General features: G+C 71.3%; 14 protein-coding genes. 6 read left to right on the top strand and 8 right to left on the bottom strand.

Annotation, left to right across the window (positions count from 1 at the left end):
- Nucleotides 1-21: 21 nt before the first annotated feature.
- The 5 genes from rpoB to FHX33_RS18870 form a co-directional block, all read right to left on the bottom strand.
- On the bottom strand, nucleotides 22-3,519 hold the full coding sequence (gene rpoB, locus FHX33_RS18890; RefSeq protein ID WP_039921783.1) for a DNA-directed RNA polymerase subunit beta: 3,498 nt from the start codon (nucleotides 3,517-3,519) through the stop codon (nucleotides 22-24).
- A 323-nt stretch (nucleotides 3,520-3,842) separates the two neighbouring features.
- A complete protein-coding gene (locus FHX33_RS18885) occupies nucleotides 3,843-4,871 on the bottom strand; it encodes an SDR family oxidoreductase (RefSeq protein WP_183428865.1) in 1,029 nt (342 codons plus the stop codon).
- A gap of 72 nt (nucleotides 4,872-4,943) precedes the next feature.
- Nucleotides 4,944-5,615, bottom strand: coding sequence for a response regulator transcription factor (locus tag FHX33_RS18880; protein WP_276511757.1), 672 nt, complete (start codon nucleotides 5,613-5,615; stop codon nucleotides 4,944-4,946).
- Nucleotides 5,612-6,757: a histidine kinase gene (locus FHX33_RS18875; protein ID WP_183428864.1), complete on the bottom strand. Its 1,146-nt coding sequence runs from the start codon at nucleotides 6,755-6,757 to the stop codon at nucleotides 5,612-5,614. The genes FHX33_RS18880 and FHX33_RS18875 overlap by 4 nt, the downstream gene beginning before the upstream one ends.
- A gap of 7 nt (nucleotides 6,758-6,764) precedes the next feature.
- Entirely contained in the window at nucleotides 6,765-7,283 is a 519-nt protein-coding gene (locus FHX33_RS18870) for a hypothetical protein (protein WP_021765567.1), read from the bottom strand.
- Between the two features lie 224 nt (nucleotides 7,284-7,507).
- Between FHX33_RS18870 and FHX33_RS18865 the strand changes: the two genes are divergently transcribed.
- The 6 genes from FHX33_RS18865 (at nucleotide 7,508) to FHX33_RS18840 (ending at nucleotide 12,094) form a co-directional block, all read left to right on the top strand.
- The gene (locus FHX33_RS18865; protein ID WP_039924296.1) at nucleotides 7,508-7,819 is read left to right on the top strand and encodes a lactococcin 972 family bacteriocin; all 312 of its coding nucleotides are present in this window, start codon (nucleotides 7,508-7,510) and stop codon (nucleotides 7,817-7,819) included.
- A 63-nt stretch (nucleotides 7,820-7,882) separates the two neighbouring features.
- Complete coding sequence (locus FHX33_RS18860; RefSeq protein ID WP_039924297.1) at nucleotides 7,883-8,479, top strand: hypothetical protein; 597 nt, start codon at nucleotides 7,883-7,885, stop codon at nucleotides 8,477-8,479.
- Entirely contained in the window at nucleotides 8,472-9,503 is a 1,032-nt protein-coding gene (locus FHX33_RS18855; RefSeq protein ID WP_183428863.1) for a peptidoglycan-binding domain-containing protein, read from the top strand. The genes FHX33_RS18860 and FHX33_RS18855 overlap by 8 nt, the downstream gene beginning before the upstream one ends.
- Complete coding sequence (locus FHX33_RS18850) at nucleotides 9,494-10,123, top strand: ATP-binding cassette domain-containing protein (RefSeq protein WP_021762567.1); 630 nt, start codon at nucleotides 9,494-9,496, stop codon at nucleotides 10,121-10,123. The genes FHX33_RS18855 and FHX33_RS18850 overlap by 10 nt, the downstream gene beginning before the upstream one ends.
- Nucleotides 10,120-11,181: a hypothetical protein gene (locus FHX33_RS18845; RefSeq protein WP_183428862.1), complete on the top strand. Its 1,062-nt coding sequence runs from the start codon at nucleotides 10,120-10,122 to the stop codon at nucleotides 11,179-11,181. The genes FHX33_RS18850 and FHX33_RS18845 overlap by 4 nt, the downstream gene beginning before the upstream one ends.
- Nucleotides 11,182-11,227: 46 nt before the next feature.
- Nucleotides 11,228-12,094: a spermidine synthase gene (locus FHX33_RS18840; protein ID WP_021763813.1), complete on the top strand. Its 867-nt coding sequence runs from the start codon at nucleotides 11,228-11,230 to the stop codon at nucleotides 12,092-12,094.
- 23 nt (nucleotides 12,095-12,117) lie between these two features.
- Here FHX33_RS18840 and FHX33_RS18835 read toward each other — a convergent pair whose 3' ends face one another.
- The 3 genes from FHX33_RS18835 to FHX33_RS18825 are packed head-to-tail and all read right to left on the bottom strand — an operon-like array spanning nucleotide 12,118 to nucleotide 14,368.
- Nucleotides 12,118-12,996: a 5-oxoprolinase subunit C family protein gene (locus tag FHX33_RS18835; protein WP_183428861.1), complete on the bottom strand. Its 879-nt coding sequence runs from the start codon at nucleotides 12,994-12,996 to the stop codon at nucleotides 12,118-12,120.
- Entirely contained in the window at nucleotides 12,993-13,610 is a 618-nt protein-coding gene (gene pxpB, locus FHX33_RS18830) for a 5-oxoprolinase subunit PxpB (RefSeq protein ID WP_183428860.1), read from the bottom strand. The genes FHX33_RS18835 and pxpB overlap by 4 nt, the downstream gene beginning before the upstream one ends.
- Entirely contained in the window at nucleotides 13,607-14,368 is a 762-nt protein-coding gene (locus FHX33_RS18825; protein WP_021759965.1) for a LamB/YcsF family protein, read from the bottom strand. The genes pxpB and FHX33_RS18825 overlap by 4 nt, the downstream gene beginning before the upstream one ends.
- Nucleotides 14,369-14,372 lie beyond the last annotated feature (4 nt).

Raw genomic sequence — 14,372 nt, 5'->3', positions numbered from 1 at the left:
CAGGTGGGTCTGGCTACCGGGTCAGATCTCGTCGATGGACGAGGACTCGAAGCGGGAGGAGATGTTGATGCCGAGCTCTTCCGCTGCGCGGAAGGCCTCGTCGTCCGCGTCCCGCAGGCTGACCTGCTGGCCGTCGGCCGAGAGCACCTCCACGTTCAGGCAGAGCGACTGCATCTCCTTGATGAGGACCTTGAAGGACTCGGGGATGCCCGGCTCCTGGATGTTCTCACCCTTGACGATGGCCTCGTAGACCTTGACGCGGCCGAGGATGTCATCCGACTTGATGGTCAGGAGCTCCTGCAGCGCGTACGCGGCACCGTAGGCCTCGAGGGCCCACACCTCCATCTCACCGAATCGCTGTCCACCGAACTGCGCCTTACCACCGAGCGGCTGCTGGGTGATCATCGAGTACGGACCGGTCGAACGGGCGTGGATCTTGTCGTCGACCAGGTGGTGCAGCTTCAGGATGTACATGTAGCCGACCGAGATCGGGTCCGGGTACGGCTCGCCGGAGCGGCCGTCGAAGAGCTGCGTCTTGCCGGAGGATCCGATCAGGCGGTCGCCGTCGCGGGTCGGGAAGGTCGAGTCGAGCAGACCTGCGATCTCCTCCTCCTTCGCACCGTCGAACACCGGGGTCGCGACCTTGGTGCCGGGGGCTGCGCTGAACGCGGCCTCGGGCAGCTCGGCGGCCCACTTGGGCTTGCCCTTGACCTCCCAGCCGTTCTGGGCGATCCACCCGAGGTGGATCTCGAGCACCTGGCCGAAGTTCATTCGACCGGGCACGCCCAGCGGGTTGAGGATCACGTCGACCGGGGTGCCGTCCGCGAGGAACGGCATGTCCTCGACGGGCAGGATCTTCGAGATGACGCCCTTGTTGCCGTGACGGCCGGCGAGCTTGTCGCCCGCGGTGATCTTGCGCTTCTGGGCGATGTAGACCACGACGCGCTGGTTGACGCCCGAGCCGAGCTCGTCGTCGCCGTCCTGCGAGTCGAAGACCTTGACACCGATGATCGTGCCCTCTTCACCGTGGGGAACCTTGAGCGAGGTGTCGCGCACCTCGCGGCTCTTCTCGTTGAAGATCGCGCGGAGCAGGCGCTCCTCGGCCGACAGCTCGGTCTCGCCCTTCGGCGTGACCTTGCCGACGAGGATGTCGCCGGGGCGGACCTCGGCGCCGATGCGGATGATGCCGCGCTCGTCGAGGTCGGCCAGGAGGTCCGGGCTGACGTTCGGGAGGTCGCGGGTGATCTCCTCCTTGCCGAGCTTGGTGTCGCGGGCGTCGACCTCGTACTCCTCGATGTGGATCGAGGAGAGGGTGTCGTCCTTCACCAGGTTCTGGCTGAGGATGATCGCGTCCTCGAAGTTGTGACCCTCCCACGGCATGAACGCGATGAGCAGGTTCTTGCCGAGCGCGAGCTCGCCGTTCTCGGTCGCGGGGCCGTCGGCGACGACCTCTCCGACCTCGATGCGGTCGCCCTCGTCCACGATCACGCGGTGGTTGTACGACGTGCCCTGGTTGGAGCGGTCGAACTTGCGCAGGTAGTAGGTCTTGATCGTGCCGTCGTCCGCCTGGACGGTGACCGCGTCGGCCGAGACCTCGGTGACGACACCGGACTTCTCGGCCGTGACCACGTCACCGGCGTCGATGGCCGCGAAGCCCTCCATACCGGTACCGACGACCGGGCTCTCCGAGCGGAGCAGCGGCACCGCCTGGCGCTGCATGTTCGCACCCATGAGGGCTCGGTTGGCGTCGTCGTGCTCGAGGAACGGGATCAGGGAGGTACCCACCGACACCATCTGGCGCGGGGAGACGTCCATGTAGCCGATCTCGTCGGCGGGGACGAGGTCGACCTCGCCGCCCTTCTGCCGGGCGAGGACGCGCTCCTCGGTGAAGTGGCCGCTCGGGTCGAGCGGGGCGTTGGCCTGCGCGACGACGAAGTCGTCCTCCTCGGAGGCGGTCAGGTAGTCGATCTGGTCGGTGACCCGGCCCTCGACGACCTTGCGGTACGGCGTCTCGATGAAGCCGAACGAGTTGATGCGCGCGAACGACGCGAGCGAGCCGATCAGGCCGATGTTCGGGCCTTCCGGGGTCTCGATCGGGCACATGCGGCCGTAGTGCGACGGGTGGACGTCGCGGACCTCGACGCCGGCGCGCTCACGGCTCAGACCACCCGGGCCGAGGGCCGAGAGGCGGCGCTTGTGGGTCAGACCCGCGAGCGGGTTGTTCTGGTCCATGAACTGCGACAGCTGCGACGTTCCGAAGAACTCCTTGATCGCTGCGACGACGGGACGCACGTTGATCAGGGTCTGCGGCGTGATCGCCTCGATGTCCTGCGTGGTCATGCGCTCGCGGACGACGCGCTCCATGCGGGAGAGACCGGTGCGGACCTGGTTCTGGATGAGCTCGCCGACGGCGCGGATACGACGGTTGCCGAAGTGGTCGATGTCGTCGACGTCGAGACGGATCTCGGCGGGCTGGCCGTTGCGGAGACCCTTGAACGTGGTCTGGCCGTCGTGCAGGGAGACCAGGTACTTGATCGTCGCGATGATGTCCTGGACGGTCAGCACCGAGTCCGACAGCGGAGCCTCGAGGCCCAGCTTGCGGTTGATCTTGTACCGGCCGACCTTCGCGAGGTCGTAGCGCTTCGGGTTGAAGTAGAAGTTGTCGAGGAGCGCACGCGCGGCCTCGGCGGCGACCTGCTCACCCGGACGCAGCTTGCGGTAGATGTCCTTGAGCGCCTCCTCCTTGGTGAGGATGGCGTCCTTCTCGAGGGTCAGCTCGATCGACTGGAAGCCCGCGAACTCGGAGAGGATCTCCTCGCTGGTCAGACCGAGCGCCTTGAGGAAGACGGTGACGGACTGCTTGCGCTTGCGGTCGATGCGCACGCCCACCTGGTCGCGCTTGTCGATCTCGAACTCGAGCCACGCACCGCGGCTCGGGATGACGCGCGCCGAGTAGATGTCCTTGTCGCTGGTCTTGTCGGCCGTGGCCTCGAAGTAGACGCCCGGCGAGCGGACGAGCTGCGACACGACGACACGCTCGGTGCCGTTGATGATGAAGGTGCCTCGCTCCGTCATGAGCGGGAAGTCGCCCATGAAGACCGTCTGAGTCTTGATCTCACCGGTGAGGTGGTTCATGAACTCGGCCTCGACGTAGAGCGGGGCGGCGTAGGTCTTGCCCTTCTCCTTGCACTCGTCGATCGAGTACTTCTTCTCCTCGAGGAACGGGTTGGTGAACGAGAGCTGCATGGTCTCGCCGAGGTCCTCGATGGGGGAGATCTCCTCGAAGATCTCCTCGAGGCCGGTGCTACCGGGCAGATCCTGGCGACCCTGGGCATCGGCCTCGGCGACGCGGGCCTTCCACGCGTCGTTGCCGACCAGCCAGTCGAAGCTCTCGGTCTGCAAAGCGAGCAGATCGGGAACCGTCAGGGTGTCCGTGATCTTGGCGAACGAGAGACGGGATGCGCCTCGTCCGTTCTTGGGTGTCTTGTCAGTGTTGGTTGCGTTGCGCGCAGCAGCCAAGGAAATAACCTCCGTGGACCCCGCCGGGCCCGTTACTGTCGGTCAGTGATGATGTCGGTGTGAGGACGAGTGTTGAATGAACAACCACTCCCAGCAGTCGCGGACGCCGTATCTGACCCGGATGAAGGGGCCCAGACGCGCGCGGGGAAAGACGAAGCCGACCGCAATATGAAGGCGAAAGATCTGACTGGGAGCGCAAAGAACAACTATATGTCAAAAGGGCGCGCCGTGTCCAGTCTTTTCTTGACCGGGAGTGGGAATGTGCTGTATAACCCCGCGCGGACCCTTCCTATTCCGCCGGGATCCGCGGAATCCCGGGCTTCTCAGCGCCGCGCCGGGAGGGTGTCGACCGTCGCGGCGAGCGCCGTCTCGCGCGATCGGGGCTCCCAGCCGAGCAGCGTCCGCGCCTTTTCGGAGGTCGCGCGGCGCCGCACGCCGATGTCGGGCAGCGCGTCGCGGACGGTCCGGCTGAGCGGCGCGGCGACGCGCAGCATCCACTCGGGCATGACCTTCGTCGGGACGCGCCGGCCGGCGTCCTCCCCGAGGCGGCCCCGGATGAACCGCGCGACCTGCGGGGCGCTCATCACCTCCCCCGCGATGGCGAGGAAGCGCTGCCCGGCCGCTTCGGGCCGGGTCATGGCGAGCACGTGGAGGGCCGCGACGTCGCGCACGTCGACGATCCCGAACCAGACGTCCGGGAGCCGCGGGAGGCGGCCGTCGCGCACCAGGCGGATCAGCTCGATCGAGCTGGAGACGTCGGGCCCGAGCACCGGGCCGAGGATCCCCACGGGATTGACCGTCGCCAGCTGCAGCGCGCCTCCCTCGCGCTCGACGAAGGTCCAGGCCGCGCGCTCGGCGATCGTCTTCGACCGCGCGTAGGGGCTGACCGGCCGGCCGCTGTCGAGCTCGGTCCAGTCCTCCTCGGTGAAGGCGCGCTCCGTCGGCGGGTGGCCGTAGCCGATCGCCGCGAACGATGACGTCTGCACGACGCGCTCCACACCCGCGTCCCGTGCGGCGCGCAGCACCCGCAGGGCGCCGTCACGGGCGGGCACGATCAGCTCGTCCGGATCCTTGGGCTGGCGCGTGGGGAACGGGGAGGCGACGTGGAGCACGTACCGGCATCCCTCCACCGCCTCGTCCCAGCCGGTGTCGGCGGTCAGGTCCGCGATCGCGAAGGTCAGGCGCTCGTCCGGCTCGTCGATGCCCGCGACGGCGAGCTGCGCGCGCACGTCGGCGGCGCGTGCCGGGGACCGCACGGTGGCGCGGACGTCGTACCCGGCTTCGAGCAGCGTCGTCGTGCAGTGGGCGCCGACGAAGCCCGACCCGCCCGTCACCAGCACCCGGTCCGCCATGGGCCCATCCTCCTCCCCCGCCGCGGCGTGCGGTAGACGCGGGCGGAGGAGCCGGGAGCGGGAGCGGGAGCGTCAGGAACGGACGAGGGCGATCGCCTGGGCGCGGTCGCGGACCGCGAGCTTCGCGAAGATCGCGTTGATGTGGGTCTTCACGGTCGCCACGCTGACGAAAAGGGCCGCCGCGATCTCGGGGTTGCTCCTGCCGTCGCCGACGAGCGCGAGGACCTCCGCCTCCCGCGGGGTGAGGGCGGGGAAGCGGGCGACGAGAGCGGCCGCGGGCGAGACGGCGGCAGGAGCGGCGGCCGGAGCGGAGGTGAGGGAGTTGACGATGCGCGCGCCGACCTCCGGCGCGAAGGTGGACTGCCCGCTCGCGACGGCGCGGACAGCGGCGGCGAGCTCGGCCCGGCCCGCGTCCTTCGTCAGGTAGCCGCGCGCGCCCGCACGGAGCGCGGAGAGGATGGACTCGTCGTCGGCGAACGTCGTGAGCACGAGCACGGCGGTGCCCGGAGCGTCCCGGGCGATGCGCTCGGTGGCCGCGACGCCGTCCACGCCGGGCATCCGCAGGTCCATGAGGGCGACATCCGGACGCTGCGCCACGGCGAGCGCGACCGCCTGCTCGCCGTCCGCGGCCTCCCCCACCACCTCGATGTCGGGCAGCAGCCCGAGCACGGTGACGAGGCCGTCGCGGATGATCGCCTGGTCGTCCGCGACGATCACCCGGATCATGCGCTGCGGGTCGCTCATGCGAGCCTCGCCTCGGCCGTCACGGCGAACCGCTCGCCGTCGGATCCGGCGGTGGCCGTTCCACCGAGTGGGAGGGCGGCGAAGCGCTCCCGCATCCCCTCGAGGCCGTGGCCGCCGCCGCTGCGGGCCAGCGCGCCTCCGGACGCGGCGGGGAGCGGGTTGGAGATACGGAGGGTCACCCGGTCATCCTGCCAGGCGAGGTCTGCGCGCACCGGCTGGCCGGGCGCGTGTTTGCGGGCGTTGCTCAGCGCCTCCTGCAGCGCACGGCGGAGCGCGGCCGCCTGTGCGGCGGAGAGCGGCCTCGGTGCACCCGAGACGGTCAGCTCGGCCGCGCCGCCGAGGGCGCGATGCGCGCCGATCAGATCGTCCAGCGCCACGGCGAACGCCGCCGGCGCGACCGGGGCGGCGACGACGGAGTCCGGATCGCGCAGCGCCGCGACCGCGCGTCGTGCGTCGGCGAGGCCGTCGGCGGCGAGGCCGCGGGCGTCCACCACCCGGCGGCGGGCCCGGTCCACCTCCCCCGCCTCGAGGAGTGCGTCCACCGCGTCGAGCTGGACGACCAGGCCGCCCAGGCTGTGCGCGAGCACGTCGTGGAGGTCGCGGGCGAGGGTGATCCTGGCCGCCTCCTCGCGCATCGTGGCGTCCCGTTCGCGCAGCAGCGAGGCCTGCTCCTCCGAGCGGCGGAATTGCCGGCGGCTGAGCCCGGCGAATACCGCGAGCAGCACGCCGGCCAGCTCGCCGAGGAGGGCGGCCACGGGGGTGTCGAAGGGGAGCGCCCCCGCGACGACCAGCACCACGCTGCCGGCGGCCACCGCGATCCCGAGCAGGAGCGGGCGGCGGAGGTCACCGACGAGCGCCAGGATCGCGACGATCACCGGCACGACGGCGATCCCGTCGGTGGCCGGCGTCACGATCGCACCTGCAGCCGCGGAGACCAGAGCGAGCACCAGGGCGGTCCGGCGGGCATCGAGCACGGCGCACACGCTCCGCGCCACCCAGGCGGCGACCGCGAGGAGGCCGACCACGAGCGCCCACGTCGGCTGCTCACCCGCGTGCGGTCCGGCGATCGAGTACGCGACGAAGCCGGCGCCCACGACGTTGAGCGTGAGCGCCAGCCAGCCGGGCCAGGTCGAAGAGGTCACAGCACCATCATGCTGCGAGCGCCCGGTGCCGATCGAGACGCGCGGCGAAGACCGCGGTCCGTGCGGCGCGGTTCGCCGCGAAGACCAGCAGGATCATCCCGGTCGCGGCGGCCAGGTGCGAGCCCGCCTGTGCGGCCACGACGTCCACCCCGACCCGGACCGCGATGACCGCCACCCACAGCAGGAGGCCCAGCACACCGGTCCGCGACTCGTACTCGGCGATGTCGCGGCCGTCCTTGCCCGTCGCCATCGGCTGCGCGAGCGGACGGAAGTGCGCGATCGCGCCCATCCACGCGCCGACGCCCAGCGACAGTAGGAGCTCGCCGACGACGATGGCCAGATCGAGCGCGCTCAGCTCCGTGGGCTTCACCTGCTGCACGAGCAGCACGGCGCCGACGACAGCGAGGATGCCGGGCCCTCGCCACATGCGCGCCACGACGACCGGCCGCCACACGAGCTGCTTGTATCCCACCCATCCGATGAGCAGCAGGATGAGCACCGCGTTCCCGAGCGTCTGAACCGTCATGACGAGCCTTCCCGGCCGGAGCCTCCGACCTACCCCTCCAGCGTGCCGCCGCGCTGCCTGCGGCGGCACCGCCCTGGGGTGGAGAGCGGGTGGAGATCGCGAGGGTGGAGGGCACTCCCTTGCATGCTGGTATTTAACCTTCCCGATCCTGGACTTCGCATGCGGACTTTTGCATATTGGAAGAGCAGGCAACGAGGCCTGCGCGAATCACGAGAGGGGTAATCGTGAAGAAACGAATCAAAGTCGCCATCGGAATCAGCTTGGCGGCGGTGTTCGCGGCAGTCGGATCGACGGCCGCGAGCGCGACGACCTCCTACCCGGAGGGCGGGGTGTGGAACTACGGAGTCAAGTGGGGCGGGGGTGGCACGGACTTCGTGTACTCGGACTACTTCCACGGGTCCCGCAGTCACAAGGCATCCGCCTGCAACACCGGCGGATGCAACGCAACCGGCTGGATCAACGGCGGCTCCTGGGCGAATGCCCCGTGGCGCGTAGCCGGCACGTGGGGAAACACCTCGTACTACGACGTCCGCTGAGAAGGCTGCGGTAGCGCCGCGAGCCAGTCGCGGCGCTACCGCACTCCCGAGAAGGAGGATCGAATGCCATCACGTGCAACTCGCGCGGTCGAGGTCGGGACGACGTTCATGGCCTGCCTTGCTCTGACGGCCTGCTCCGCGACTCAGGACGCTCCGCCGCAGCGGGCGTCCGGATTCCGCGCCAGCGGGCCGTGGGCCGCAGAGATCGAGCGCGAGTACGACAAGGCGACGTCGCCGGAGGTGCGGCGCGCCCTGGAGGACGGTGTGGTGTCCGACCGGGAGTACGAGGAGATGAAGACGCGCTACGTCGATTGCCTGGCATCCGCGGGGGTCACCATGGTGACGTACGGCCCGACAGGGAGCGAGTACACCTTCGCACCGCCCGTCACCGCCGACATCGCTCATCAGAAGGACCGCGAGTGCTCGGCCAGCTCGGGTGAATATCCGATCGGGTACTTCTACACGCAGATGAGGGTGAACCCCGCCAACGAGGACGTCGTCCCACACATCGTCGAGTGCCTCAAGCGCGAGGGCCTGGTCGAGAAGAGCTACACGGTGAAGGACTACGCGGCCGGTGACTTCTCGTTCGCCGAGGATGGCGACGCGAGGGCGACCTTCGACTCCTGCAACTCCGACCCGATGGGTCGCCTCGGTGGTTAGCATCACGCGGGGCGCGCTGCTGTCCTGGGCGGCGGCCGGGCTGGCCGTCGCCGCGTGCTGCGGGGCCGCGGTCGCGGCGGCCGCACTCGCATCGGCGCCGAGCGATCTGCGCACGGCCACGCCCATCCGATCGATCCCGGTGGGGCACGCGGAATTCGACGACGGTCGGGCCGTCACGCTCGCGGTCCGGAGCTCGACCGAGTACGCCCTGAGCGCTCCCGCCACGGGACGGATCACGGCATTCGACTGCACGGAGGGTGCCGAGATCGCATCCGGCACCTCCCCTCTTGCCATCGACGACGGCCCTCGTCTGGCGCTCGCCACGGCGACGCCCCCGTGGCGCGACCTCGCGCCGCGCACGCGCGGAGCCGACGTGCGCGCCCTTCAAGACGAGCTCGACCGGCTCGGGTTCTCCGTCGCGAGCGATGGAGTCGTCGGCCCGCGAACAATCGCCGCATTCGCGGACGCACTCGAGAACGTGGGCGGCGTGCCCGACCGCTCGATGATCCGGCTGGACTCGCTGATCTGGCTGCCGAGCGCACACGCCTCGATCGCGGACTGCACGGCAGCGGCCGGCCAGGACGTCCAACCGGGGACACCTCTCGCGACCTTCACTGGGGTCCCTCCCTCGGCATCGGTGCTCGACCTCCCCACGAACCTCGTGCCCGGTGAGCGGGTCCTCGTGGTCGGCCCCGACCGTATCCCGGTCGACGAGGAGGGGACCGTGCACGATCCTCCGATCCTCGTCGCGCTCGGACGCACGGCAGCCGGAAAGACCGAGGGAGCGACCGCACCACAGCCGATCGACGCCCGCCTCGTCCTCTCGGCTCCCCTCGCGGTCGCCGTCGTACCGCCGAGCGCGGTCTACGGCGTCTCGGGCGAGGAGGGCTGCGTCACGACGGACGGGACCACCCGTCGTGTGCGCATCCACGGCTCGCAGCTCGGCCAGACGATGGTCACCTTCGCGGACGGTCCGCCACCGGAGGCCGTTGACGTCAGACCACCCCGAACCGCATGCGGGTAGAGCTCTCGAACGTCGGACACCGGTTCGCCGGAGGCGATTGGCTTTTCCGCGACATCACCCTCGGACTGGACGGTGGCGAGGTCTACTCGCTGACCGGCCCCTCCGGCTCGGGCAAGAGCACCTTCCTCTCGCTGCTTGCCGGCTGGCTCGAGCCTGCCGAAGGCACCGTCTCGCATTCGGAGGGAGGTCGTGTCGCGTGGGTGTTCCAGAACCCGCACGGGTCGCCCCTCCGAAGCGCGCGGGACCACGTCGCCCTCCCGATCGCCGCGCGCGGTCTCTCGCCGCAGGACGCGGATGCGGAAGCCGAGCGGATGCTCGTGCGCGTCGGTCTGGCCCACCTCGCCGATCGGTCGTTCCGCGATCTCTCGGGCGGGGAGGCCCAACGACTCATGCTCGCGAGGGGTCTGGCCGCACGCCCCCGTCTGCTCCTCATCGACGAGCCGACCGCCCAGCTCGACCCGGCGACAGCGGAGACCGTGAATGCTGTACTGAGCAGCCTCGCCGCCGACGGGACGATCGCCGTCGTCGCCACCCATGACCCGCGAACGCGCGACGCTTGCACCCGCCACATCGTCCTCGGCGCTCCCAGCGGCCCGTCCCGCGGCGAGGTGGGGAGGTGAAGCCGCGCGCCATCGTCCGTGAAGCGTGGCGCAACACCGTCAGCGGCAGCGCGAGGTCGCTGACGCTCGCGCTGTCGCTGGGTGTGCTGGTGATGCTGCTCGCCGCCGCGGACATCGGCGCCGTCGCCCACCTGCTCCGTCAGGCCGCCGACTACCGCTCGAAGGGGGCGTCGGTCACCATCCTGATCGCCGAAGGGCTCGTGGACGGCCGCCGATGCGACCGCCTCGCCGACCTCCCCGGGGTGCGTGCCGCTGGAGCGATCCGGGCGACATCCGACCGCATCACCGGCACGGTCCTCCCCACGGCCCCGATCCCCGTGAGCGAATCCACGGCGGGCTTCCTCGAGATCGTGCGGGAGGCGCCACGAGCATCCGGCGCCCTCCTGGGACCCGAGGCGGCGGACGCGTTCGGGATCGACGCGGCAGACGAGATCGTGACGGCGTCCGGCACGACGCCCGTGGCGGGCACCTACGACTATCCGGACGACGGGCGCCGGCGCGGACTGTCCTACGCGGCGATCGCGCCCACCGCCGACAGCGCCTCCTTCGACGAATGCTGGGTCGACGCGTGGCCCCGGGACGACGGGATCGCCGCTGCCCTCCTCACGACGACCCGGCCGGCGACCGAGGATCGAGCGAAGCCGGAGATCGCCCAGCTCAACTCGACCCTCGGGCGGAGCTTCGACGGTGCCGCTGCCTTCGCGTCGCGGCCGACGCGCTTCGCCGCCGGCGCCGCTGCCGCGGGCGGGCTGGCGCTCGGCCTCCTGGGCGTCCGTCTGCGGAGACTCCAGCTCGCGTCCGCCCTCCACGCCGGGGTCTCCCGCCGCGCCCTGCTCGCGATCTCGGTGCTCGAGGCCTGCGGCTGGGTCGGGCTGTGCGGTGCCGTCGTCGTCCCTGGCACGGTGATCGCCGCGAACGCTCTCGGCGGATCGGCCGAGAGCTACACCCTCGGCTGGGGAGTATTCGTGGCCGGGGCCGCCGGTGCGTTCGCCGGCACGTGCGCCGGCGTGGCGACGACCCACGAGCGGCACCTCTTCCGCTACTTCAAGGCCCGCTAGGCAGCATCGGGCATCGGGCACCGGGACCCCGACTACGCTGGAGCGCGTGCCAGAGAACCCGTCGGTCGTCCTGTCGGAGAGCGGCTTCACCGCCAGCGTGGAGCCGGACCGGTTCGTGCCCGGCGCCTATCAGCTCGTGGTGGACGGGACGCCGCAGTCGCACGTGAACCTCGACGATCCGTCGCAGCTGTTCTTCGAGTACGTGCAGCGGATGGGCAACGTGATCGACCTGATCGGCGAGCCCGGCGAGCCCATCACGGCCGTGCACCTGGGAGCGGGGGCGCTGACTCTGCCGCGGTACGTCGCGTACACGCGGCCGGGGTCGCGCCAGCAGGTGGTGGAGCTGGAGAGCAAGCTGGTGGAGCTGGTGCGCGAGGAACTGCCGCTCCCCCGCTACGCGCAGATCCGCATCCGGCACGGCGACGCCCGCGAGGTGGTCGGCAAGCTCCCGGCCGGACTGCGCGGCGAGGTGGACCTGCTGGTCATCGACATCTTCAGCGGCGCGCGGACCCCCGCGCACGTGACGAGCATCGAGTTCTACCGGTCGGCGGTCGCCCTGCTGAAGCCGGGCGGAATCGTGCTGGTGAACGTCGCCGATGGGCCGCCGCTCGCGTTCGCGCGCAGCCAGGTCGCGACGCTGGGAGCGGCGGTGGAGCATGTCGCCGCACTGGCGGAGACGCAGGTGTTGAAGGGCCGGCGCTTCGGCAACGTGGTGCTGGTCGGGTCGAACACCGCGCTGCCGATGGAGTGGCTGCCGCGCCTGCTCGCGAGCGGACCGCACCCGGCGAAGGCGGTCGCGGGCAGCGAGCTGCGCGCGTTCGCGGCGAGCGCGCCGATCGTGACGGATGCGACCAGCGTGCCGTCCCCTCCCCCCGCGCGGAGCATCTTCCAGACGGGCAACCGCCGCGACTGACCCTCCCGAGCCGAGCCGGCCGCCTACGCGCGGCGGAAGGTCACAGGCTGGCCGGGCCGCGCCTGGGCCAGGAGATCGAGCGACGCCTCGGCGACGACCGCGATGACGGGGTAGCCGCCTGTCACGGGATGGTCGGCGAGCAGCACGGTCGGGCGCCCGTCCGGCGAGACCTGCACCGAGCCGGCCACCATCGGCTCGCTCGGCAGTTCGGCCGTGACGCGGCGCTCCAGCAGCGGTGCCGCATGGCGGCCGGCGGCCGGTGGATCCAGGCGCACGCCGACCCGGTTGCTCTCGGCGCTGACGGTCCACTCCGTGTCGTGGAAGGCCTCGACCGCGGCGTCGGTGAACCAGTCGGCGCGGGGCCCGTGGTGGGCGCGCAGCTCGACGGAGCCGAGGGTAGGCGCGGACACGGGCACGAAGTCGACGGGAGGCACCGGTCCGGCCGGGTCGCCGAGCGGGACGTCCTCGCCAGCGCGGAGCGGCTCCGGTCCGAGACCGGAGAGCACGTCGCGCGAGCGCGAGCCGAGCACCGCCGGCACGGCGAGGCCGCCGCGCATCGTCAGGTAGGAGCGCATCCCGTGCGCGGGTCGCCCGATGCGGAGGACCGCGCCGCTCGGCGCGTGCACGGCACGGTGCATGTCGACCGGATGTCCGTCGAGGTCGGCCGGACCGTCGGCCCCGGTCAGCGCGAACCAGGCCTCGCTCTCGAAGCGCGCGGCGAACCCGCCGAGCAGCAGCTCCAGCCCGGCGCACCCCTCGTCGTTGCCGAGGAGGCGGTTGCCGAGCCGCAGTGCCGCCCGGTCGAGCGCTCCCGACGGGCTGACGCCGAGCGCCGCCCATCCCGGGCGGCCGAGATCCTCGACGAGCGCGAGCGCGCCGGGGTCGAGCACGTGGAGGCTCATGTCGCCTCCCGGAACCGCACGAGCGCGCCGGGTCGCAGCAGCGCGGGCGGGTCGGCGGCGGCATCCCACAACACCGCATCGGTCGTGCCGATCAGCTGCCAGCCTCCCGGGCTCGAGCGCGGATACACCCCGCTGAACTCGCCCGCGAGGCCGACCGACCCTGCGGGGACGGCGGTGCGCGGCGTCGCGCGGCGCGGCACCCGCAACCGGTCGTGGTCGGTGACCAGGTAGCCGAAGCCGGGAGCGAACCCGCCGAACGCGACGCGCCACGACGAGGACGTGTGGAGGTCGACCACCTCGCGCGCGCCGATGCCCAGGAGCCCGGCGACCGCGTCGAGATCCTCCCCGTCGTAGTGCACGAGGATCTCGACGGCGTGTTCGTCCGGCGGCGCCGCCAGAACCGGCTGGGTGCGCTCGACCCACGCCTGCGCGACGCTGAGCGGGAGGACGTCGGGATCGACGACGACGCCGATCGTGCGCGCCGCGGGGACGAGGTCGACGACGCCGGCGGGACGCTCGGCGTCGAGGGCGCGATAGAGGGCCAGCACCTCGTCGAGCCCGTCGAGCTCGGCCAGCAGCGCGTGATCGCCGGAGGGGAGGATGCGCAGGCTCACGCGAACGCCTCCACCGCGATCCCGGCCGCATCCAGGCGTCGGCGCACCGCCCGCGCCATGACCACGGCGTCGGGCGAATCCCCGTGCACGCAGAGGGAGTCGACCTCGACCGGGATGTCCGTGCCGTCGTCCGCGACCACCCGGCCCTCGGTGACGAGACGGAGCGCACGCTCGGCGATGTCGTCATCGCCGTGCAGCACGGCCCCGGGCTCGCTGCGCGGGACGAGCGTCCCGTCGGCGCGGTAGGCGCGGTCGACGAAGGCCTCCCGCACGAACCGCAGTCCGGCCGCACCGGCTTCGCGCTCGATCTCGGACCCGGCGAGGCCGAGCAGCGCGAGCGACGCGTCGAACGCGGCGACCGCCTCGGCCACCGCCCGGGCCTGCACGGTGTCGCGGACGATGCGGTTGTAGAGGGCGCCGTGCGGCTTGACGTAGGACACGCGGGTTCCTGCGACACGAGCGATGCCGTCGAGGGCGGCCAGCTGATAGAGCGTCTCGGCCTGGAGTTCGTCGGCCGGGACCTCCATCGACCGCCGCCCGAACCCGGCCAGGTCACGATAGGAGACATGCGCTCCGACGGCGACGCCGCGCTCGGCGGCCGTGCGGCACGTCGCGAGCATCGTCACGGGATCGCCGGCATGGAAGCCGCAGGCGACGTTCGCGCTGGTCACGACGGACAGCAGAGCGTCGTCATCGCCCATCGTCCAGGCGCCGAACGACTCGCCGAGGTCGCTGTTGAGGTCGACGGAGCGTGCCATCCCC

It is taken from the genome of Leifsonia aquatica (assembly GCF_014190775.1).
Lineage (GTDB): Bacteria > Actinomycetota > Actinomycetes > Actinomycetales > Microbacteriaceae > Leifsonia > Leifsonia aquatica.
This window is presented reverse-complemented; position numbering and strand designations above follow the sequence as displayed.